Here is a 20,720-nt window from a genome sequence, read left to right on the forward strand (position 1 = left end):
TCCTGCCTGAGTGTAGAGTAACCACGGAAAATTTCCTTCTTATGATGCAAGCGCCGCAGTTCGCGCAACAGGTGCTGGAGTGGTATCAGCGCTTCGGCCGCAAAACCCTGCCATGGCAGCAGGAAAAAACGCCTTACAAGGTATGGCTGTCCGAGGTGATGCTTCAGCAGACCCAGGTCGCCACCGTCATTCCCTATTTTGAACGCTTTATGGCGCGCTTCCCCACGGTGGCCGATCTGGCGGCCGGACCGCTGGATGAGGTGTTGCACCTGTGGACCGGCCTCGGCTATTACGCCCGTGCGCGTAATCTGCATAAAGCGGCAAAGCAGATGGTGGATAAGCACGGCGGCGAGTTCCCGCGTAATTTCGATGACGTCGCGGCGCTGCCCGGCGTTGGTCGTTCCACCGCGGGGGCGATTCTGTCGCTCTCGCTCGGCCTGCATTTCCCGATCCTCGATGGCAACGTAAAACGCGTGCTGGCGCGCTGCTATGCGGTTGCTGGCTGGCCGGGCAAAAAAGAGGTCGAGAAACGTTTGTGGCAGCTGAGCGAAGAGGTCACGCCTGCGCAGGGCGTCAGCCACTTTAACCAGGCGATGATGGATCTCGGCGCGTTAGTCTGTACCCGCTCCCGTCCGAAATGCGAAATCTGCCCGTTAAGCAGCGGCTGCATCGCCTATGCCAACGGCAGCTGGGCCAGCTATCCGGGGAAAAAACCCAAACAGACGCTGCCAGAGCGCAGCGGCTGGTTCCTGATGATGCAGCATGGCGATGAGGTATGGCTGGAGCAGCGTCCGCCGGTTGGCCTGTGGGGCGGTCTGTTCTGCTTCCCGCAATTCACCACCGAGCAGGCGATGACCGACTGGCTGGCCGAGCGCGGTATTCACGCGAAACCGCAGCAGCTCACCGCCTTTCGTCACACCTTCAGCCATTTCCATCTGGATATTGTGCCTATGTGGCTGGCATGGCCTTCGTCCGGGGCGCTGATGGATGAAGCGGGCGGTCTCTGGTATAACTTAGCGCAACCACCGTCAGTGGGTCTGGCTGCGCCGGTCGAGCGCCTGCTGCATGAACTGCGACATCCCCAGCAACTGGCACTGCATACGCGCGTGTCCGAAGAGGAAGAGTAATGAGCCGCACCATTTTTTGTACTTATCTGCAACGCGACGCTGAAGGCCAGGACTTTCAGCTCTATCCTGGCGAGCTGGGTAAGCGCATCTACAACGAAATCTCCAAAGAAGCCTGGCAGCAATGGATGGCCAAACAGACCATGTTGATCAACGAGAAAAAGCTCAACATGATGAATCCGGGAGATCGCAAAGTGCTGGAAAAGGAGATGGTGAATTTCCTGTTTGAAGGCAAAGATGTGCACATTGAAGGTTACACACCGCCGGAAAAATAAACTTTGCGGGCCTCCCGTTGAGGCCCTTTTCAGGTCAGGCACGTATTAACAATGAATAAAAAATTGATAGCCTTGCTGGCGATCGCGCCGCTTTTGGTTTCCTGCTCCGGACACAAACAAACGCAGTATCACGAAGAGTGGGTTAAGGACACCAACGGTTTCGACATTCTGATGGGCCAGTTCGCCCACAACATTGAAAATATCTGGGGAATCAATGAGGTTCTGATCGCCGGACCGAAAGACTACGTCAAATATAGCGACAACTATTACACCCGCAGCCACATCAACTTCGATAGCGGTAGCATTACCATTGAGACCATTTCCGGCACCGATCCGATGGCCAGCCTGCGTCAGGCGATTATCACCACGCTGCTGATTGGCGACGATCCCGGTAATGTCGACCTCTACTCCGATGCCAACGATATTCAGATCAGTAAAGAACCGCTGCTGTACGGCCAGGTGCTGGACAACACCGGCCAGCCGATTCGGTGGCAGGGTCGCGCCGGTACCTTTGCTGACTACCTGATTCAGAACAAGCTGCAAAAGCGCACGTCCGGTCTGCATGTTATCTGGTCTGTCACCATTCCGATGGTGCCGAACCACCTCGACAAGCGTGCGCATAAGTATCTGCCGATGGTCCGTAAAGCCGCCGAAGAGTATGGCGTGGATGCGTCACTGATTCTGGCGATTATGCAGATTGAATCGAGCTTCAACCCCTATGCGGTCAGCAACTCGGATGCATTGGGTCTGATGCAGGTGGTGCAACACACCGCGGGTGTCGATGTGTTCCGTATGAAGGGCAAATGGGGCCAGCCGAGCCGCAGCTATCTGCTTGATCCGGCGAATAACATTGATGCGGGCACTGCGTATCTGTCGCTGTTGCAGAACAGCTATCTGGGCGGAATTCAGGACCCTGTATCACGGCGTTATGCGGTGATTACCGCGTATAACGGTGGCGCAGGCAGCGTATTGCGCGTGTTCTCCAGCGATAAGGATCGCGCGTTTGCGACCATTAACAACATGTCGCCGGGTCAGGTTTATCAGACGCTGACCAACAGCCACCCATCGGCGGAATCACGTCGTTATCTGTACAAGGTGAGCAACGCGCAGCGAAGTTATCATCGGTATTAAGAGCTGTAACCCTCATCCCGGCCTTCTCCCGCAAGCGGGAGAAGGAGAGGGTGCGATTTGCACGGTCTGTTCCCTCTCCCGCCAGCGGGAGAGGGCAACCGCCACACCCATCACACCATCATATTCGCCACCAGGTGCTTACGCCCGCGGTCATCCTCTTCGGTGTAAACGCCCTGCAACTCTGGCGAAAAGCCCGGCAGCAGATTAATCCCCTCTTCCAGCGCGAGGAAATAGCGCTGCACCGCGCCGCCCCACACTTCCCCCGGCACGACGCACAGCACGCCCGGCGGATAAGGTAACGCGCCTTCGGCCGCGATACGCCCTTCGGCCTTCGCAATCGGCACCAGCTCTACGTCCCCGCGAATATACGCCTGATGCGCGTCCTGCGGGTTCACCTGCACCGGCGGGAAGCAGTCGGCGCGGAACATCGCCTTCTGCAAATCTTTCACGCCATAGCTGACGTAGAGATCATGCATTTCCTGGCACAGACGACGCAGGGTATAGCCCTGATAACGCGCCATATTTTTACGATAAACGCTCGGCAGCACCTCAGCCAGCAGCGCATCTTCTTTCACATGCTGTTCGAACTGCTCCAGCATCGCTACCAGATGCGCCATCTTTTCCGGGCTTTCCGCTGGCGTCAGCAGGAACAGAATCGAGTTGAGGTCGCATTTCTCCGGCACGATGCCGTTCTCACGCAGGTAGTTCGCCAGAATGGTCGCCGGAATGCCGAATTCGCTGTACTCGCCGCTCGCGGCATCAATGCCCGGCGTGGTCAGCAGCAGCTTGCACGGGTCCACCAGATATTGCTCGCTGGCGTAACCGGCAAAACCGTGCCACTTCGCTCCAGGTTCAAAGCTGAAGTAGGCCGGATCGGCGGCGATGGCTGCCGTTTCCGCCGACTGCCACGGCTTGCCGTGCACCTGTTCCGGCAGGAAGGGCTGAATCATCTCGCAGCGTTCGAGGATCGCTTTACGCGCATCAATGCCCAGCGTGACGCACTCGTGCCACATGCTGCGACCGGCTTCGCCCTGGTGCATACGGGCGTTGATATCCAGCGCCGCAAATAATGGGTAAAACGGGCTGGTGGAGGCATGAAGCATAAAGGCGTTGTTCAGACGCTTGTGCGGGCAAAAGCGTTTCTGGCCGCGAATATGGTTATCTTTCTTGTGGATCTGCGACGTCTGCGAGAATCCGGCCAGCTGCTTATGCACCGACTGAGTAACAAAAATCCCCGGATCGTTTTCGTTCAGCTCCAGCGTCAGCGGCGAGCAGCCTTCCATCAGCGGGATAAACTGTTCGTAGCCCAGCCAGGCAGAATCAAACAGGATGTAGTCACACAGATGACCGATGCGATCCACCACCTGACGGGCGTTGTACACCGTGCCATCGTAGGTGCCGAGCTGGATGATCGCCAGACGGAACGGACGCTGATCTTTAGCGCGTTTCGGCGCCACTTTCTTCACCTGTTCGCGCAGATAATCTTCGTCGAAGCAATGCGCATCAATACCGCCGATAAAGCCGAACGGGTTGCGCGCGGCCTCCAGATACACCGGCGTTGCCCCCGCCTGAATCAGCGCGCCATGATGGTTGGATTTATGATTGTTGCGGTCAAACAGCACCAGGTCGCCACGCGTCAGCAGCGCGTTGGTCACCACTTTGTTGGCGCTCGAAGTGCCGTTCAGCACGAAATAGGTTTTGTCGGCATTGAATACTTTCGCCGCGTATTTCTGCGCGTCTTTGGCCGAACCTTCGTGGATCAGCAGGTCGCCCAGCTTGACGTCCGCGTTGCACATATCGGAACGAAATACGTTCTCGCCGTAGAATTCATAAAACTGACGGCCTGCCGGATGCTTGCGGAAGAACGCGCCGCCCTGATGCCCCGGACAGGCAAAGGTGCTGTTCTGCATATCGACATAGCGCATCAGGGTGTCGAAGAATGGCGGCAGCAGCGTGGCTTCATAAGCCTGCGCGGCCTCTTCCAGCCGCTCCCACTCTTCCGGCGCGCCGTTGATTTCGCCGGTCACACCCGGCAGTTGCAACACCTCTTCATCAAAGGCGTTGGCAACAAATACCGGCAGGTTAAAGCCGGTATGGCGCAACAGCGCCAGCACGCCACTACGCGTATCCGCCAGTGAGACGACAACAGCCGCCACATCGGTAAAGTCAGTATTGTCCAGCGTCACCACGTCGCGCATGGTGTTCAGGCTCAGGTTAGGCGCTACAGCAGCGCTGGCAGCAATTTTCAGTGGTGTCATAACACAAATCCCCAGAGGTCAAGGATGAGTGGGTGCCAGTGGCACAGCAATGAGGAAGATTCCCCGGCGAATAACGTCAGGCGGACGCGAGCAAAAGTGGATACAGCCGCAACCGATAGACATCAGTAAAGCCAGATCGCGTCTGTCTTTACTCATGTCCAACAGCGAGCGTCAGGCTTGCCTCACCGCATGGTGAGCGAGGAATGCGAACAACAGATGACGGAGGAACGCTTTCGGCAAAGCGTACGGAAACAAGTGCAGATGCGCATTGTACCGACCATGGCGGCGTCCTCAGAGGTAAAGGGGGTTGATAACCGGCGCAATAATGTCATTTTTTTTTGCCGGAACAACCCGCCACCGGCAATTTCTACTCACAGCCGTGAGTTGATAACCTATTGATAAAAAATATCTTTTATCAAACGATAAAATCAAAAATGCTTAAATATCCGCACCTTATGCAAAATTATGCAAGATGCGGATATTGATAACAAAGCATTACAGCCAATGCTGCGCGCGGATTTTTTCCCCATCGCTAAAGCGGCTAAAGCGAAACGGCTGCGCATCCACTGATGGCGTGCTGTTCAGCACCAAATCCGCCATCAGCTGCCCTGCCCCCGGCGCGATACCAAAACCGTGGCCGGAAAAGCCGGTAGCCAGATATAACCCGGCCACCTGGTCGATGGCGGAGATCACCGGAATCGCATCCGGCATGGTGTCGATCAGTCCACCCCAGCTCTGCGCCACCGGCAGATCGCGCAGCGGCGGCAACAGCTCCGCCAGGCTTTGGCGCATCCGCTGCACCAGCGCCGGATCGATCAACGGATCGAGCACGCGCACCACTTCATAAATCGATCGTTTATCTGCCTGGCCCGGTTTCCAGTACAGCGCTTCTTCAACAAAGCGCCTGCCAAGGCGCAGTTGCAGCGATTTGCGCTCCACCCGGAACGCTGGCATAAAACGGGGACTGAAGCGCAGCGAATCGAGTGTGATATCGGCGGTGTTGGTGGCCGAGCTGGCAACCGTCAGACCGCCGTCGAGCCGCTTACGCAGCGCCACGCTGCCAAAACTGGCGCAGACGCCGGGATCGAAATCCAGCGGGCGGGTACGCAGCACCGTCGACAGCACCTTCAGCTGCGGCAGCGTTACGCCTAATCCCTGTAACAGCAGGCGCGACCAGGCCCCACCCGCCACCACCACCTGCTGACAGCGAATCGTGCCATGTTCAGTGACCACTTCACTGACCCGGCCATTGGTACGCTCGATGGTGCGCACCGCGGAGTGCTGTTGCAGATTCAGCCCCTGCTCCATCGCGGCGGCAACCATCGCCGGTGCCGCCCGCTGCGGCTCGGCCCGCCCATCCAGCGCGGTATACAAACCACCAGGATAGCTGGCCTGTATGTCCGGCAGATGCTGGCGCAGCTGCTGCGGCGTCAGCATTTCGCTGTGAATGCCGTAGTGCTGCGCTTCGCTCACCCAGCGCTGATGGCGTTCCCGCTGCTGCTCGGTACGCGAGGCATAAACAATGCCATTGCGACGAAAGCCCGTTTCGCGGTTGAGCCGCGTATTCATCCCCTCCCACAGCTGCATACTGAGGTTAATCAACGGCAGCTCGCGCAGATCGCGTCCGGTGCGGCGACACCAGCCCCAGTTGCGGCTCGACTGCTCCGCCGCCACCGTACCCTTCTCCAGCAGGACGGTGCGCACACCGCGCTGCACCAGCGACAACGCGGTCGCCACGCCGATAATCCCGCCGCCAATCACCACCACATCAGCGGTGGCAGGAAACGTCTCAGAAGAGGGAACTGCATCAACGCTGGGACCCATGGTTTATTTCCTCGTCAGCTCAACGGACATCAATAGTTGTCTTCCACCGTCCAGTTAACCGGGATTTCGGCGATGCTGGTGGTGGTGGGCAGTTCCAGCACGGTGCGGATCAGATGCGCGAGATCTTCCGGCTGGGTCATTTTTTCGGCAGGCACTTCGGTGAGCGCCGTACCCATATCGGTAGCGACAAATCCGGGGCAGATGGCGGTGCAGCGGATGCCATCGGCATCGCCGATTTTGCGCAACCCGTGCGCCAGCGCCAGCGCGGCATACTTGCTCATGGCGTAGAGGCTGGAGCGCTCCGCTTTAACGCGTTTGCCGGAAAGCGACACCAGCATCACGATGCGTCCGGCACCGCTGGCCTGCAAATGCGGCCACGTCAGACGGCTCAGACGCATTGGCGATTTCACGTTAACGTCAAAGGTGCGATCGAATTCATCGTCGGTCGCTTCGAGAATGGAGAGCGGCAGCATCATGCCCGCGTTATGCACCACGGCATCGATACGACCGAATTTCCCGATGGTGGCAGCGACCCACGCCTGTTCGGTGGCGGCATCAAAGGCATCGAAGCGGCACACCAGCTGGTTTTCGTGGTCAGCGATGACAACGTCTTCCGGCGTGCGGCAACCAAGGCTGACTGCCCAGCCATTCGCCAGCAGATTGGCAGCGATGGCTGCCCCGATACCGCGACTGGCACCGCTGATCAGCGCGACTTTACGTGTTGATTTGCTCATGGAATCCTCTGATTGAATAACCGATTGCCCGCACAATTTACAACGACGCCCGTAACCGCGTATCCAGCGGGCTGATCAGTGGCGCTATCGCCGCCACCTCCTCCTTCAGCAGCGCCACATAACGCTGCTGCACCTCGGGATTGAGGCGCGGCGACAGAAACGTCAGCCCCAGCGATCCCACCACGCCCGCGCCGGACACATAAATCGGCACCGCGATGCCGGCGATCCCCGGAATCAACTCGCCCGGATCGATGGCAAATCCCTGCTGCTGCGTCTGCGCCAGCTTGCACTGGAGCGCCTCTGGCGTTAGCTGCGGCCAGCCGTCGAGCCGTGCCTGGTTACGCGCCATAATCTCCTGCTGCTGCTCCGGTTCCAGAAACGCCAGAATCGCCAGGCTACCCGGCCCAAGGCCCAGCGGCACCGCGCCGCCCACCGAGCCGGTCAGCGTCTGCATCTGATATTCGCTGTCGTAGCGATCGATACACACTGAATCATCGCGATCGCGCGCCATCAGCATCGCCGTTTCACCGGTCTGCTGTCGCAGCCGCTCCAGCGCAGGCTGGAACTGACGACGTAACCCCGGCCCGCGCGCCGCTTTGGCCCCGAACACCAGCAATTTGGTGCCCAGCCGGTAACATTTGTCGCTCTGCACCTTCTGCAACAGCTGGTGTTCCACCAGCGAATTGAGAATGCGATGGCAGGTGACTTTATTCAGGCCAGAAAGCTCGCACAGCGTTTTCAGCGTCGCCCCTTCACTTCCCGCGTCCGCCACCAGATCGAGCAACATCACTGCACGATCGAGTAACTGAACCCCATTTTTTCCGCCATTTTCGCTCATCGGCCTCACCGCCAAAGTTCCACATTGTGAAACTTTAAATCATAAGATTTCAGTATATGGTTTTTTGTTGACTAATTTTCTAGCAGATTTCATATTCGGTTGACAAGTGAGCAGCACGATTCAACAAAAAAAGCCGCCCACGTAATAAAACTTACAACACCTGCAGATTCATCCCGACAGAGGAAATATCTATGAAAAACCATCGCATGCGTATTCTGGCTGCCTCGATGTTGCTGTTGGCCGCACCGCAAATCACCCACGCGGACACCCTGTCCGATATCAAAGCCCGCGGCGTGTTGACGGTCGGGGTGAAGAATGACTACCCGCCCTACGGCTTTATGGACAACAACGGCAACACCGTTGGTTTTGAGATCAGTCTGGCGCGCTTTATCGCCAACGAGCTGCTCGGTTCACCCGACAAAATCAAACTGGTGCCGGTGAACGCTTCCAACCGTATGCAATTCCTCAACTCCGGGCAGATCGACATGATCATGGCGACGCTGGGCGTCACGCCGGAACGTGCCAAACAGATCGACTTTACCGAGGAGTATGTCTCTGCCGCCGGTCCATCGATCCTGGCGCGCAAAGAGGCGAAATTTACCCAGTGGGAGCAGCTGAAAGGCCAGAAAATCTGCGGCATTCAGGGTTCCTACTTCAACAAAACCGTCACGCAAAACTACGGCCTGCAACTGGTGAACTTCACCGCGCTGCCGGAAGCCTACCGTGCATTGCAGGACAACCGCTGCGTAGCGATGGTGTTTGATGACATGTCGTTGCAGAACAAGCTGAAAGAGCCGGGCTGGAGCGATTACAAAATCGCCGTCAAACCTTATGAGTTCACGCCGATGGCCGGTGGCCTGCGCAAAGGGGATGATGCGTTCCGCGCAGCCGTCAACAAGGCTATCGTCAAAGCCGAGGGCCAGGACAAGCTGATTGGCTGGGAAAAAGAGTTTTCGATGCCGCCATCGCCGTACATCGTGAAACGTGCTGAAGCGGCGCGCGCAGCGGCGCAGTAAGCCGCCAGGAGCGTAACATGTTCGGACTCGATTTCTCCTGGCTACTCGACCCCACGTATCAGCAGTGGCTGCTACAGGGCGTATTGCAGACGCTGGAACTGGCAGCGCTCGCGTCGGCGTTCGCCATTGTTATCGGCCTGCTGGGCGCGTTCGGCCTGACGTTTCGTCTCGCGTGGCTGGACGCCAGTATCGAGCTGTTCGTCGAGCTGTTCCGCAACACGCCGCCGCTGCTGCAAATGTTGTTCTTCTATTTCACCCTGACGCAGATTGGTTTTACCACTGAAGACCCGGTGACCGGCTTACAGGTGCCGCTGATTAGCGCCTTTATGTCGGCCACGGTGTCGCTCAGCCTGTTTGGCGGCGCGTTGTGCATCGAAGCCTTTCGTTCCGGTTTTGATGCGGTGCCAAAAGCCACGCTGGAAGCGGCGCGCTCGCTCGGCTATACGCGCTGGGGATTGTTCCGCCACGTACAGGTACCGATTGCCGCGCGCATCTGCCTGCCGCCGCTGACTAACGTGCTGACCAACCTGTTCAAAACCACCTCGCAGGCTTCGGTGATCACCGTCCCGGAACTGATGTATGCCGCCGGACAGATCTATAACGACACCTTCCGTACCCTGGAGGTGATGCTGCTGATTCTGGTGATCTACGTGGTGCTGGTCAGCCTGGTGGTATGGCTGATCGGCCGGGTGCAGCGCGCCCTGGCGTATCCCGGTTATGGAGCCTGAGCCATGAACGACATTCTCTATCTGAAACGTAAAAAGCAGACGCGCCACGCCTTTTTGTTTATTGGCCTGCTGATGCTGCTGTTCAGCATGGTGACCGATCGCGGCGGGGAGTGGTATCAGGTGTGGCAAAAGCTGCCGCTGCTGCTCACCGGCTCAATGCACGGCTGGCCGCTGAACGGCGGCTTTATTCTCAATATCTTTATCGGCATCGCCAGCATGGCGATTGCGACGGTGCTCGGCTTATTTCTCGGCCTGATGATGCTGGCAAAACGCCGCTGGCTCAGCCTGCCGGCGCGGGCGGTGATGAATTTTCTGCGCAATGCCCCCTGGCTGGTGCTGCTGTTCTCAATGCTCTATCTGCTGCCGTACCGCGTCGAGCTATTTGGCGTGCAGTTCACGCTGTCGCCGCTGTTTAAAGCGATTGTCGGCCTGAGCCTGCCCACCGCCGCCAACTTTGCCGAGGTGATTCGCGGCGCGGTGAACTCAGTGCACAGCGGCCAGTGGGAATCGGCGCGTTCGCTCGGTTACAGCCCGTGGCAAATCTATCGCATCGTCATTCTGCCGCAGGCGCTGCGCCGCATTATCCCTGGCTGGATGAACCTGTATGCGCTGCTGGCGATCTCCACCGCGCTGGCGACCGTCACCGGCGTGCAGGAAGTGGTGACGCTGCTGCGCACCACGCTGGCGACCGAAAGCGAAGGGGCGCTGGTCTATTTCTACGTCGCGGTGCTGCTGATGTTCTTCTGCTATTGCTACCCGATTGCCCTGCTGGCGCGTCGGCTGGAAAACCATACCAAAGGGGACGCCCTATGATCGATCGCGCAACCTCCCTGATCGAGCTGGACAATATTCACAAATCCTTCGGCAACACCGAGGTGCTGAAAGGCATCTCGCTGGAGGTTACCAAAGGCGAAGCGGTGTGCATTATCGGGCCATCCGGCTCTGGCAAATCCACCATTCTGCGCTGCATCAACGGCCTGCTGCCGATTGACGACGGTTTTATCCGCGTCGGCCAGCATCGGGTACATGAGATCCACAGTGAAAAAGCGATGCGCCCGCTGCGCCATCAGGTGGCGATGGTGTTCCAGCAGTACAACCTGTTTCCGCATCGCACGGTGCTCGACAACGTCATGATGGCGCCGATGCAGGTGCTGAAGCATGAGCGCGCGGCGGTGCATGAACGGGCGCTGCGCCTGCTGAAAAAGGTGCGGCTGGAAGGTAAAGAGGGGCGCTATCCGGGGGAGCTTTCGGGCGGCCAGCAGCAACGCGTCGCCATTGCCCGCGCGCTGGCGATGCAACCGGAGATCATCCTGTTCGATGAAGTGACCGCCGCGCTCGACCCGGAAACGGTGAAAGAGGTGCTGAACACCATTCGCGAGCTGGTGGATGACGGCCTCACCTGCCTGCTGGTAACGCATGAGATGCGCTTCGCACGCGAGGTATCGCACCGGGTTTGCTTTACCGATAAAGGCAAAATTGTGGAGATGGCGCCTCCGGCGCAGCTCTTTGATGATCCGCAGGATGCGCGCACGCGCGAGTTCCTCGGTCAGGTGTTGTAACGGAGCTATGAGACATCATGTCTGATCAGGCAATTTTTACTGAAGATTTCAAAACCACGCCGTACTGGTGGGAAGCGGCGCCGCCGGAAACCTGCCGTGAAGCGCTCCCGGCGGAGGCGGAGATTGTGATTGTCGGCTCTGGTTTTGCGGGCCTGAACGCGGCGGTTGAGCTGGTGCGTCATGGCAAACAGGTGGTGGTGCTGGAGGCGAACGAACTCGGCAGCGGCGGCAGCACCCGCACCGGCGGCATGATCAGCAGCGGGCAAAAGCTGGTGGTGGGCGGCGCGATCAAAGGCATCGCCCCGGAACTGTTCCAGCGCATGATTGCCGACTCCATCGCCTCTTTTGCGTTTATTCAACAGCTGGTGCGTGAGGAGCAGCTGGACGCGGATCTGTTTATCGGCGGGCGCTATTTCGGCGCGCATACCCATAAGCAGCTGGCTGGCCTGTATCAGATGGGCGACATCCTGCATCGCGTTACCGGCGTTACGGTGCATAAGATCGATCGCCAAAACCAGGCACCGATTATCGGCTCCGAGTTCTATCACGGCGGCATTCTGGTGGACGAATACGGCGGCGTGCATCCGGGGAAATACAACCGCGCGCTGCGCGATCTGGCACGCAAACTGGGCGCGCAGCTGTTTTCCCATGCGCGTGTCACCGGGGTGGAAGAGGCTGACGGCGGCAAGGTGATTTTTACCGAACGCGGCACGGTGCGGGCGCGTCAGGTGATCTTCCTGACCAACGGCTATACCGACGCGCAGGCGGCGCCGAATCTGGCGAAGCGTATTGTGCCGGTGAAGAGTTATCAGATTGCCACTGAACCGCTGCCGCCAGAGTTGATGGCGAAACTGATCCCCGGCGGCCGCATGATCACCGACAGCCGCCGCGATCTGATCTATACCCGCCCGTCACCGGACGGCACGCGCCTGCTGTTTGGATCGCGACCGGGGATTATGGATTGCGACGATAAAACCGCGGCGATCCGCATTCGTCAGCGTATGCTGGCCATCTGGCCGGAACTGGCGCCGTATCGCATCAGCCATGCGTGGAGTGGTTATGTCGGCATGACGTGGGATAAAACCGCTTACGCCGGTGAGATGGATAATGCGCGCTTTGCCGTTGGCTGCAACGGCAACGGCGTGGCGCTGATGAGCTGGCTCGGCTACCGTGCGGCGCAGAAGCTGCTGGGCACCGAGGCGCGTCCGCTGTCGTTTGAACGTAATACCTTCAAACCGATTCCGCTGTACGGCGGCAAACCGTGGTTTTTACCGCTGGTGACCGGATGGTATCGCTTCAGAGATGCGGTGGACAAAGCGAGGGATTAAATCCGATCGGCATAAATGCCGGCATCCTGTTTCGTGCGTCCATTGATACGGTCGGCATAAATGCCGACCCTACGATGTCCGCTTGATCTAACCCTCTGGAAGCCCACAGATTCGGGGAGTACCATGGCTGCACTTTCTCAACCAGCCGGAGGCTGCATGTTCAAGGCATTGGTCATTGATAACGACGAACAGGGATATCGTACGTCCCTGAAAGATCTGGAAGAAAAACAACTGCCGGATCAGGATGTCACCCTCGAAGTTAGCTACTCCACCCTTAACTACAAAGACGCACTCGCCATCTGCAATAAAGGCCCGATCGTACGCCAGTTCCCGATGGTGCCGGGTATCGATTTTGTGGGTCGTGTTATTAGCAGCCGTCACCCGGCCTGGCAGCAGGACGATGTCGCGCTGCTGACCGGTTGGGGCGTCGGTGAAAAATACTGGGGCGGACTGGCGCAGAAGGCCAGCGTCTCCGGCGACTGGCTGGTAAAAGTCCCGACAGCGCTTAGCCCGCTGCAAACGATGGCGCTCGGCACTGCCGGTTTCACCGCGATGCTGTGCGTGATGGCGCTGGAAAAACAGGGCATTACGCCGCAGCACGGCCCGGTGCTGGTGACGGGCGCCAGCGGTGGCGTTGGCAGCTTTAGCGTCAGCCTGCTGGCACGTCTGGGGTATGAAGTGGTGGCCTCCAGCGGTCGCGCCAGCGATAGCGACTACCTGATCAACACCCTCGGCGCCGCTGCGGTGATCGACCGCAACGAGCTGAGTCAGCCGGGCAAACCGCTGGCGAAAGAGCGCTGGGCCGCCGCTATCGACAGCGTTGGCAGCCATACGCTAAGCAACGTGCTGGCCGGGATTAAACGTGATGGCGTGGTTGCCGCCTGTGGCATGGCGCAGGGACTGGATCTTCCCACCAGCGTCGCCCCCTTTATTCTGCGCGGCGTGATTCTGGCGGGTGTGGATAGCGTGATGTGCCCTCAACCGCTGCGTCAGCAGGCGTGGCAGCGTCTGGCGGAACTGGTGGATGGCGAGCAGTTGCAAAAACTGACCCGCGTCATCCCGTTGAGCGCAGCGCGCGAAGGTGCGGAGCAACTGTTAGCAGGTGAAGTGCGCGGTCGTTTGATTGTGGATTGTCGTTAATAGCAGCCCAAAAACGCGCGATAAATCGCGTCGCTACCCACCATACACACCCGTAGCGGCGCGATTTATCGCGCTGATTTATTCAGGCCCGCAGCTGAATCTGCGGCCTGCCCTGCGTCACCTGGCGCACCACGTCCAGCTCTGCCTGATACCAGCGCGTCAGCGTCTGTTCCGTCATCACTTCATCAGGCGTACCCTGCGCCACCAGCGCGCCCTGATGCAGCAGCAGAATACGATCCGACCACAGCGACGCCAGATTGAGATCGTGCAACACGGTGCAGACGCTAAAGCGGCCATTGCGGGTTAAGCGATGCAGCAGACGCAGGCTGTGCTGCTGCCAGAACAGATCCAGTGCCGAAGTAGGTTCATCCAGGAACAACCAGCCACGCGGTCCATCCTCATGCCACAGCTGCGCCAGCACGCGCGCCAGCTGTACGCGCTGCTGTTCACCGCCAGATAGCGAACGGTAGTCTCGCCGTGCCAGCGCCAGGCTGCCGGTGAGATGCATGACTTCCTCGATCACCGCTTTCGCGCCCTGCGTCGGCCAGGGCGCACGCCCCATCGCCACCACCTCTTCGGCGGGCAGCGGGAAGGTCATGCTGTTTTGCTGGCGCATCACCGCGCGACGCTGCGCCAGCGGTTCACGCGGCCAGTCCGCCAGCGGACGATCCCCCAGCCAGCACTCGCCGCTATCCGGGGTGAGAAAACCGGTCAGCAGGCGCAGCAGCGTTGACTTACCGGCGCCGTTCGGGCCGATCAGCGCCACCATTTCGCCCGACTCCAGCGTCACGGAAACATTATCAATCAGCGCCCGTGCGCCATGGCTAAAACGCAGACCCCGCGCCTGCATACGATCACTCATTCATCCCCCTCTGCTGGCGTAAAATCAGCCAGAGAAACCACGGGCCGCCAATCAGGCTGGTTAACAGCCCCACCGGCATTTCCGCCGGGATCACCACCGTGCGTGCCAGCGTATCCGCCAGCAGTAGCAGGATCGCTCCGGCCAGCGCCGATCCCGGTAGCATCCAGCGATGATCGCTGCCGAGGCAGAAACGCATCACATGCGGCACCACCAGCCCCACAAAACCGATAACACCGCTTACCGACACCGCAGTGCCAACCAGCAATGCGCTCAGCACCAGCAGCTGACGCTGGGTGCGCTTCACATCAATCCCCATGTAATGCGCATCTTCCTCGCCGAGTTGCAGCAAATTCAGACGGCGCGCACGGGTTTGAATGGCGATTAATGCCGGCAGGATCAACAGAGCGCAGACCGTCAGACTCGGCCACTGCGCCGAACTCAGACTCCCCATGCCCCACAACGCCAGCTGACGCAGCTGTTGATCGTTGCTGATCCACGACAGCACGCCCACCACCGCGCCGCACAGCGCATTGATGGCGATCCCCACCAGCAGCAGGCGCGACAGATTGCCCATCGCCAGCCGACTGAAGCTAAAGATCAGCAGCGTGACCACCAGGCTGCCAATAAAGGCGGCCACCATCGGCAGCCACAGGGCGAGGAGCGGCGGCAGAGCCAGCGGCACGATAATAGCTAGCGCCACCGCCAGACCGGCACCGCTGCTGATGCCGAGCAGGCCCGGATCGGCCAGCGGGTTACGGAATAACCCCTGCATCACCGCCCCGGACACCGCCAGCGCCATACCGAGCAACACCGCCAGCAACACGCGCGGCAGGCGGATATTCAGCCAGATCTGCCACACCATATCGCTAAGCGGCGCATGCCATAAGGTGCGGATGGAGAGCGGCATCGCGCCGAAATTTGCCGCCATCACCATACAAATCACCATGCTGATGGCCATCAGGCCCAGCCAGCGCATCACTGCCACGCTAGTCATGTTTGGCTGCGGCTTCGGCTGCACGACGCAGCTTGACGATGGCATCCGGCGTATCGAGACCGAAGCTCAATAACGCCATCTCATCCACCACCAGCAGCGCGTGATGCTGACCGGCAGGCGTCAGCGCCAGACCCGGCAGCGACCACACTTTCTCTTCGCCCCCCAGGGTGCGCAGGCCATCATCACCAACCACCACCAGGTCCGGCGCCGCAGCGACCACGCCCTCCTGCGACAGCGGCTGATAATGCGGCACCGCCGCCATGGCATTCACCAGACCCGCACTGCGGATCGCGCCGTCAGCACCGGTTTGCGTACCGGCCGCCAGCGTGTTCATGCCGCTGTGCGCCATGATATACAGCACCTTCACCGGCAGCGGTTGCTTCGGCAGCTGTGCCAGCTGCTTCTGCACTTTCTCCGTCAGCGTTTTGGCTTCCTGCTCGCGATGCAGCGCTTTGCCGATGGTGGCGATTTTTTCCGGGATGGCGTCGAGGCTGTTTTTGCCGGTGACATCCACCACTTTCACCCCCGCTTTTTCCACCTGTTGCAGCACCAGCGACGGTTTCGCCAGTTCGCTGGTCAGCACCAGCGTTGGCCGCATCGCCAGAATGCCTTCGGCATTGAGCTGGCGCATGTAGCCAATGTTCGGCAGTTTGGTGACCTGCGCCGGTTGCAGGCTGGTGCTGTCGCGCGCCACCAGATCCTGCTGGGCATCCAGCGCGTAGACGATTTGCGTCACATCGCCGCCAATGGAAACCACGCGTTCTGCCGCCAGCGTCGGCAGCGCCAGCGCCGTCATTAACAACAGAGTCAGACGTTTCATGCGGCGGCTCCAGTGCTGCTCAGCAGCGCCAGCTGCTCACGCCAGCGTGTCTGCTCCGGCGTGCCTTCGCTGCGCTGGCCGTAAAGCTGCGCGATCTGCGTGCCATCGGCGGCGAACAGTTCGAGGCTGGTTACAAAGCCATCGCCGCTCGGCTTGCGCGTCACCCAGCTTTCGCTGATGTGATCCGCCATCAGATGCAGCGTGAAGTGGGGATTGAAGATGTTGATCCAGTTGTCCATCGGCATCAGTTTTTCCACCGCACCGGTGAAAATCTGCGTACAACCGCGGTTGCCGATAAAGATCATGATTTCGTTGCCATCCTGCTGCGCCTGATGCAGCAGCTGCGCCAGTGAGTCGTTGCTCACCTGCCAGGCGAGATCGTCAGCTACGGCGCGGAATGCCTGCTGGCGGGAAATATTATGGCGTTTCAGCAGGCCGAAGAACTGGTGCACATCGGTCATGGCGCGCCATTCGGCTTCCACTTTGCTGGCGTCAACCGTCTCGCTATGCTGCGGGCTGCTTACCGGTTGGCGCTCCAGCACCGCGCTGGCCGGGGCGACGTATGCTGCGATTAACGCGTCCCACGCGGCCATGTCGCTGTTTTCGGTGGTGTAGATTTTCAGTACCGCGTCGCCGTGACGATCGAAAATCTGAATGCTTTGACGTTCGCCGCGCGCGGTCATTTCACGCAGGAAGAAGGCGCTGTGCCACTGCTGCGGGAACAGACGCTGATCCAGCGCGCGCGGGTTGAGAATCAGACCGGCATGTTCGCCGAGATGCAGGTTTTCATATTTGCCCACCTGCTCGTGCACCGCGTATTCATTACGGGTGATGCTTTTGGTTTCACCCACCGCTTCCAGTGATGCCAGCAGCGCCGGGAAATCGCTTTTCAGCGCCTGAGCATCATGGCCAACGCGCGCTTCACACAGCTGCGCTTCGCCAATCCCCATCAGGGCGGCCAGATCGCGGGCGTATTTTTTCGGATGTTCGCCTTTCAGGGCCAGATAGTGTTCGTAACTTTGGTTCATTGCGCATGCTCCCGTGAAAATGCCCTGCGTTACCGCAGGGCGAAGTTAATGATTAAAAGTCGACGTTAACACCCAACTGGAAGGTGCGGCCCGGCATCACAGCCAGCTGTGAATCATAGTAGTTCTGATCGGTCTTGCTGGTGGTGGATTCCAGATCGCGGCTGCTGAGGTAGTCCCAGTATTTGCGGTCAGTCAGGTTGTAGATACCGCCGCTGATCTTCACGTTTTTCGTTACGCGATAGTAGGCCGTCAGATCAACCAGCGCATAGCCTGGAATGTTCTGGTAGTAGGTATTGCTGGTGGTACCAATCGAACCGCCAGTGTTGGTGTAGGTCTGGCGCTGGGTGTAGGTGGCGCGCTTACCGTGGATAAAGGTGCCGGTGATCGCGGCACCGTAGCGCTGATCCGGATCGTCATAGGCCACACCGGTGATCAGACGCATCGGCGGTACGCTCTCCATCGGTACGTATTTGTCGCCCAGATAGCTGGACTTAGACGCACCCTGCGCATAACCAAACGCCAGACGCGCGCTCAGGCCATCAACCTCAGGCACCCAGGTACCGATATTGAATTTGCTGCCGAATTCAGCACCGTAGATATAGGCTTTATCACGGTTCTCGGCACGGTAGGCGATATCGATATTATCCGGGATGTTAGTAAAGACGTCCGGATTGGCACTACGGCTGTAGCGGGTATAGTCGATAAAGTTTTTGTAGCTGTTATAGAAAGTTGCCGCTGAGAAGGTGATGCCTTCAACCGCTTCGCCTTTCAGACCGAACTCAAAGTTGTTGCTGGTTTCGGTTTTCAGGTCGGTATTGCCCAACAGCGCATACTGCGAACCGTAAGCTGAAGCATAGTTAGAGGACAGGTTCCATGAACCATACAGCTGGCTTGGATTAGGGAACTGCGCGCCACGCTTATATTGCAGATAAGCCATTACCTTCGGCGTCAGGTTGTACTGGAAGGCGATGGACGGCAGGATCTGGCCATCGCTGAAGCTCTTGTTGTAGAGCGTCGAAACGTCACCCGTGCTGAGATCAGCATCCCCGCCCGCCAGAGTAGAAAGATTTTGTGGTTTGGTATTCTGATAGGCGAAACGTACCCCCGGAACCACCGAGAAGGTGTGGCCGTTCAGATCCCAACTCATGGTATCTTCGGCATAGGCACCGAAGGCCCAGGAGCGGCTGTTCGCTTCCGGTGGGGTGATATCGTTATACGACGTCTGTACCGGATCAAGACGGTATGGACGCTCGGTTTTCGCAATGCTGGCGTTCATCCCATAGCTGAAGTTGTTAAACAGCCAGCTTTTCTCACCTTTGGTCTCAAAGCCGTAGGTTTTGGTGTCGTAATCCGAGTAGATATTATGCGCTTCGACCGCACCCGCAGCCGGGGCCGCCGTATTATCATGCGCCTGGGTTTGCTGGTAATAAATGCTGGTCTCAAGGCTATCCACCAGCAGGTTATTGTCCGGTGTCCAGAGATCTTTCAGTGACCCGCTCCAGCGACGCGTCTGGCTGCTCTGATCGGCGCGACCATAAATGGTGGTGGTGCCAGAACCCCAGTAGTCGAAGTTGGTGTGGTTGGTTTTCTGGTAATAATCCAGCGTGGCGCTGAACTGATGCTCGCTGTTGGGTTGCCAGATGCCGGTGGCAGCGACCGCGTCGGAGTGCCAGTTCGCCGGATAGGCATCAATGGTGCCGCTGTTGTTACGGGTTTCCTGACCGTCACGACGGCTGATCACCACGATACCGCGCAGGGTTTCATCACCTGCCGCCGCCGTGATGCCATTGTGCCAGCTGCGGTTAGATGAGTCGTAATCGCTCTGGTAACCGAAATAGGTATGTTTGGTGGGTGACAGGTAGTCATCCGGGGATTTTGGCTTGAAGGAGACAGAGCCGCCGAGCGCCAGGTTCTTGTTGGAGACATCGGTCGCCCCTTCGACGATACCGACAGATCCATACATATAAGGATCGATATAGTCGCGGCCAATGCCGAAGGTGTTGGAACCGGCACGGCCCACGGAACTGCGTCCGGTTGCGTAAGGCTGTTCAATACCGTCTACGTCGATGGAGACGCGGTTATCTTCCAGACCACGGATGTTATAGCCGGTGTAACCGCCACGATCCCCGGTATAGCCACTCTTACCGGTGTTGCTGCCACCTGCGGCACCCGGCGCGCTAACCAGCGGCTGATAACGCATAATTGAACCGAAATCGTTGCCGCCTTCTTTCTGCAACTCTGCGGCGGAAAGCGTGGTGCGGCTACCCGCAGATAGCGGCAGTTTCGGCGCAGTTACCGTCATTACCGGTTCATTTGTTGTGGTTTTTTTGCTGGAAAGAGTCAGATCCTGATTATCGCTGGTGGCGGCATAGCCACAGGCAGCATGGATCGCTGACGCCAGCACAGCCGTTTTGAACAGGCGCTGTTTAGTAAATCCCTGAAAAATTGAGGACATAGACGCGAAATACCTAATTGATTGTTAGTATTCGCTCACTTGCTTGCTATCAGTAAGACACGGTTTTTGTAGAGAAAACCGTAAAAAGTTACAGACTTTTTTTATGTTGTAAATGAATTCGTCAGGAATGTAATGCAAGTGGTAATCGTTATCAATAACATTTACATTAAGATGTATCTTAGACCGCACATTTTGTTAACCACAGTTAACTTGTTGGTAATCAATCAATTAAAAAGAGCGATGAAATGACGCAAAAACCCGCGGTGAACATTCACTACTGCACGCAATGTAACTGGCTGCTGCGTTCTGCCTGGATGGCGCAGGAGTTGCTGCACACCTTTGCTGACGATCTGGCCTCGGTGACGTTACAACCCGGCACCGGCGGCGTGTTTGAGATTACCATTGATGGCAAAGTGATTTGGGAACGGAAACAGGAAGGCGGTTTCCCGGATGCCGCGGCGCTCAAGCAGCGGGTGCGGGATTTCTGTTTCCCGGATCGCGAGCTGGGGCATGTGGATAAAAAGAAACCGGCGGGGAATTGATTTCAGCGACCGGGTCTGGACACCGCATCGGCATGGAGCGCATTAATGCGCTCCCTACATGTAG

19 protein-coding genes are annotated in these 20,720 nt (G+C 58.4%); 10 read left to right on the forward strand and 9 right to left on the reverse strand.

The window, feature by feature from the left end; all coding sequences use genetic code 11:
• Positions 1 to 41: 41 nt before the first annotated feature.
• The 3 genes from mutY to mltC are packed head-to-tail and all read left to right on the forward strand — an operon-like array spanning position 42 to position 2,530.
• Positions 42 to 1,127, forward strand: coding sequence for an A/G-specific adenine glycosylase (mutY, locus tag AC6I8V_RS16545; protein ID WP_497843312.1), 1,086 nt, complete (start codon positions 42 to 44; stop codon positions 1,125 to 1,127).
• Positions 1,127 to 1,399, forward strand: coding sequence for an oxidative damage protection protein (locus AC6I8V_RS16550; RefSeq protein WP_497843313.1), 273 nt, complete (start codon positions 1,127 to 1,129; stop codon positions 1,397 to 1,399). Before mutY ends, AC6I8V_RS16550 begins: the two co-directional genes overlap by 1 nt.
• 51 nt (positions 1,400 to 1,450) lie before the next feature.
• Positions 1,451 to 2,530 carry a membrane-bound lytic murein transglycosylase MltC gene (mltC, locus tag AC6I8V_RS16555; protein WP_497843314.1) on the forward strand — a complete coding sequence of 360 codons (1,080 nt, stop codon included), beginning with the start codon at positions 1,451 to 1,453 and terminating at the stop codon, positions 2,528 to 2,530.
• A gap of 110 nt (positions 2,531 to 2,640) precedes the next feature.
• On the opposite strand, the gene AC6I8V_RS16560 is transcribed toward mltC, so the two are convergent.
• From AC6I8V_RS16560 to AC6I8V_RS16575, 4 genes are all read right to left on the reverse strand, one after another.
• Positions 2,641 to 4,788: an ornithine decarboxylase gene (locus tag AC6I8V_RS16560; RefSeq protein ID WP_497843315.1), complete on the reverse strand. Its 2,148-nt coding sequence runs from the start codon at positions 4,786 to 4,788 to the stop codon at positions 2,641 to 2,643.
• Between the two features lie 495 nt (positions 4,789 to 5,283).
• Positions 5,284 to 6,612, reverse strand: a complete 1,329-nt coding sequence (locus tag AC6I8V_RS16565; protein WP_497843316.1) for an NAD(P)/FAD-dependent oxidoreductase — start codon at positions 6,610 to 6,612, stop codon at positions 5,284 to 5,286.
• Between the two features lie 29 nt (positions 6,613 to 6,641).
• Entirely contained in the window at positions 6,642 to 7,346 is a 705-nt protein-coding gene (locus AC6I8V_RS16570) for an SDR family NAD(P)-dependent oxidoreductase (RefSeq protein ID WP_497843317.1), read from the reverse strand.
• Positions 7,347 to 7,383: 37 nt separating this feature from the next.
• Positions 7,384 to 8,184: an IclR family transcriptional regulator gene (locus AC6I8V_RS16575; RefSeq protein WP_497843318.1), complete on the reverse strand. Its 801-nt coding sequence runs from the start codon at positions 8,182 to 8,184 to the stop codon at positions 7,384 to 7,386.
• A gap of 191 nt (positions 8,185 to 8,375) precedes the next feature.
• On the opposite strand from AC6I8V_RS16575, the gene AC6I8V_RS16580 reads away from it, so the two are divergent.
• The 6 genes from AC6I8V_RS16580 (at position 8,376) to acuI (ending at position 13,955) form a co-directional block, all read left to right on the forward strand.
• Positions 8,376 to 9,200 (forward strand): transporter substrate-binding domain-containing protein, encoded by an 825-nt coding sequence (locus tag AC6I8V_RS16580; RefSeq protein WP_497843319.1) that lies wholly within the window; start codon positions 8,376 to 8,378, stop codon positions 9,198 to 9,200.
• A gap of 17 nt (positions 9,201 to 9,217) precedes the next feature.
• The gene (locus AC6I8V_RS16585) at positions 9,218 to 9,928 is read left to right on the forward strand and encodes an amino acid ABC transporter permease (protein WP_497843320.1); all 711 of its coding nucleotides are present in this window, start codon (positions 9,218 to 9,220) and stop codon (positions 9,926 to 9,928) included.
• A gap of 3 nt (positions 9,929 to 9,931) precedes the next feature.
• Positions 9,932 to 10,741, forward strand: coding sequence for an amino acid ABC transporter permease (locus AC6I8V_RS16590; RefSeq protein ID WP_497843321.1), 810 nt, complete (start codon positions 9,932 to 9,934; stop codon positions 10,739 to 10,741).
• Positions 10,738 to 11,487 (forward strand): amino acid ABC transporter ATP-binding protein, encoded by a 750-nt coding sequence (locus AC6I8V_RS16595; protein ID WP_497843322.1) that lies wholly within the window; start codon positions 10,738 to 10,740, stop codon positions 11,485 to 11,487. The genes AC6I8V_RS16590 and AC6I8V_RS16595 overlap by 4 nt, the downstream gene beginning before the upstream one ends.
• A gap of 17 nt (positions 11,488 to 11,504) precedes the next feature.
• A complete protein-coding gene (locus AC6I8V_RS16600; RefSeq protein ID WP_497843323.1) occupies positions 11,505 to 12,815 on the forward strand; it encodes an NAD(P)/FAD-dependent oxidoreductase in 1,311 nt (436 codons plus the stop codon).
• Between the two features lie 156 nt (positions 12,816 to 12,971).
• On the forward strand, positions 12,972 to 13,955 hold the full coding sequence (gene acuI, locus AC6I8V_RS16605) for an acrylyl-CoA reductase (NADPH) (protein WP_497843324.1): 984 nt from the start codon (positions 12,972 to 12,974) through the stop codon (positions 13,953 to 13,955).
• Positions 13,956 to 14,037: 82 nt separating this feature from the next.
• On the opposite strand, the gene AC6I8V_RS16610 is transcribed toward acuI, so the two are convergent.
• The 5 genes from AC6I8V_RS16610 to AC6I8V_RS16630 are packed head-to-tail and all read right to left on the reverse strand — an operon-like array spanning position 14,038 to position 20,114.
• Complete coding sequence (locus tag AC6I8V_RS16610) at positions 14,038 to 14,817, reverse strand: heme ABC transporter ATP-binding protein (RefSeq protein WP_497843325.1); 780 nt, start codon at positions 14,815 to 14,817, stop codon at positions 14,038 to 14,040.
• Entirely contained in the window at positions 14,810 to 15,811 is a 1,002-nt protein-coding gene (locus AC6I8V_RS16615) for a FecCD family ABC transporter permease (RefSeq protein ID WP_497843326.1), read from the reverse strand. The genes AC6I8V_RS16610 and AC6I8V_RS16615 overlap by 8 nt, the downstream gene beginning before the upstream one ends.
• On the reverse strand, positions 15,804 to 16,631 hold the full coding sequence (locus tag AC6I8V_RS16620; protein WP_497843327.1) for a heme/hemin ABC transporter substrate-binding protein: 828 nt from the start codon (positions 16,629 to 16,631) through the stop codon (positions 15,804 to 15,806). Before AC6I8V_RS16620 ends, AC6I8V_RS16615 begins: the two co-directional genes overlap by 8 nt.
• Positions 16,628 to 17,659, reverse strand: coding sequence for a hemin-degrading factor (locus AC6I8V_RS16625; RefSeq protein WP_497843328.1), 1,032 nt, complete (start codon positions 17,657 to 17,659; stop codon positions 16,628 to 16,630). Before AC6I8V_RS16625 ends, AC6I8V_RS16620 begins: the two co-directional genes overlap by 4 nt.
• 52 nt (positions 17,660 to 17,711) lie before the next feature.
• Positions 17,712 to 20,114, reverse strand: coding sequence for a TonB-dependent receptor domain-containing protein (locus AC6I8V_RS16630; protein WP_497843329.1), 2,403 nt, complete (start codon positions 20,112 to 20,114; stop codon positions 17,712 to 17,714).
• Between the two features lie 245 nt (positions 20,115 to 20,359).
• Between AC6I8V_RS16630 and AC6I8V_RS16635 the strand changes: the two genes are divergently transcribed.
• Positions 20,360 to 20,656, forward strand: coding sequence for an Rdx family protein (locus AC6I8V_RS16635; protein ID WP_497843330.1), 297 nt, complete (start codon positions 20,360 to 20,362; stop codon positions 20,654 to 20,656).
• Positions 20,657 to 20,720 lie beyond the last annotated feature (64 nt).

Source organism: Pantoea sp. X-Soil-TKNS-1207 (genome assembly GCF_059730485.1).

Bases quoted from the DNA above. Each gene is read 5' to 3' on its own strand.
- AC6I8V_RS16570 (WP_497843317.1), bottom strand. From the start codon at position 7,346: ATGAGCAAATCAACACGTAAAGTCGCGCTGATCAGCGGTGCCAGTCGC.
- AC6I8V_RS16620 (WP_497843327.1), bottom strand. From the start codon at position 16,631: ATGAAACGTCTGACTCTGTTGTTAATGACGGCGCTGGCGCTGCCGACG.
- AC6I8V_RS16590 (WP_497843321.1), top strand. From the start codon at position 9,932: ATGAACGACATTCTCTATCTGAAACGTAAAAAGCAGACGCGCCACGCC.
- AC6I8V_RS16595 (WP_497843322.1), top strand. From the start codon at position 10,738: ATGATCGATCGCGCAACCTCCCTGATCGAGCTGGACAATATTCACAAA.
- mutY (WP_497843312.1), top strand. From the start codon at position 42: ATGATGCAAGCGCCGCAGTTCGCGCAACAGGTGCTGGAGTGGTATCAG.
- mltC (WP_497843314.1), top strand. From the start codon at position 1,451: ATGAATAAAAAATTGATAGCCTTGCTGGCGATCGCGCCGCTTTTGGTT.
- AC6I8V_RS16625 (WP_497843328.1), bottom strand. From the start codon at position 17,659: ATGAACCAAAGTTACGAACACTATCTGGCCCTGAAAGGCGAACATCCG.
- AC6I8V_RS16585 (WP_497843320.1), top strand. From the start codon at position 9,218: ATGTTCGGACTCGATTTCTCCTGGCTACTCGACCCCACGTATCAGCAG.
- acuI (WP_497843324.1), top strand. From the start codon at position 12,972: ATGTTCAAGGCATTGGTCATTGATAACGACGAACAGGGATATCGTACG.
- AC6I8V_RS16600 (WP_497843323.1), top strand. From the start codon at position 11,505: ATGTCTGATCAGGCAATTTTTACTGAAGATTTCAAAACCACGCCGTAC.
- AC6I8V_RS16550 (WP_497843313.1), top strand. From the start codon at position 1,127: ATGAGCCGCACCATTTTTTGTACTTATCTGCAACGCGACGCTGAAGGC.
- AC6I8V_RS16565 (WP_497843316.1), bottom strand. From the start codon at position 6,612: ATGGGTCCCAGCGTTGATGCAGTTCCCTCTTCTGAGACGTTTCCTGCC.
- AC6I8V_RS16560 (WP_497843315.1), bottom strand. From the start codon at position 4,788: ATGACACCACTGAAAATTGCTGCCAGCGCTGCTGTAGCGCCTAACCTG.
- AC6I8V_RS16610 (WP_497843325.1), bottom strand. From the start codon at position 14,817: ATGAGTGATCGTATGCAGGCGCGGGGTCTGCGTTTTAGCCATGGCGCA.
- AC6I8V_RS16615 (WP_497843326.1), bottom strand. From the start codon at position 15,811: ATGACTAGCGTGGCAGTGATGCGCTGGCTGGGCCTGATGGCCATCAGC.
- AC6I8V_RS16575 (WP_497843318.1), bottom strand. From the start codon at position 8,184: ATGAGCGAAAATGGCGGAAAAAATGGGGTTCAGTTACTCGATCGTGCA.
- AC6I8V_RS16635 (WP_497843330.1), top strand. From the start codon at position 20,360: ATGACGCAAAAACCCGCGGTGAACATTCACTACTGCACGCAATGTAAC.
- AC6I8V_RS16630 (WP_497843329.1), bottom strand. From the start codon at position 20,114: ATGTCCTCAATTTTTCAGGGATTTACTAAACAGCGCCTGTTCAAAACG.
- AC6I8V_RS16580 (WP_497843319.1), top strand. From the start codon at position 8,376: ATGAAAAACCATCGCATGCGTATTCTGGCTGCCTCGATGTTGCTGTTG.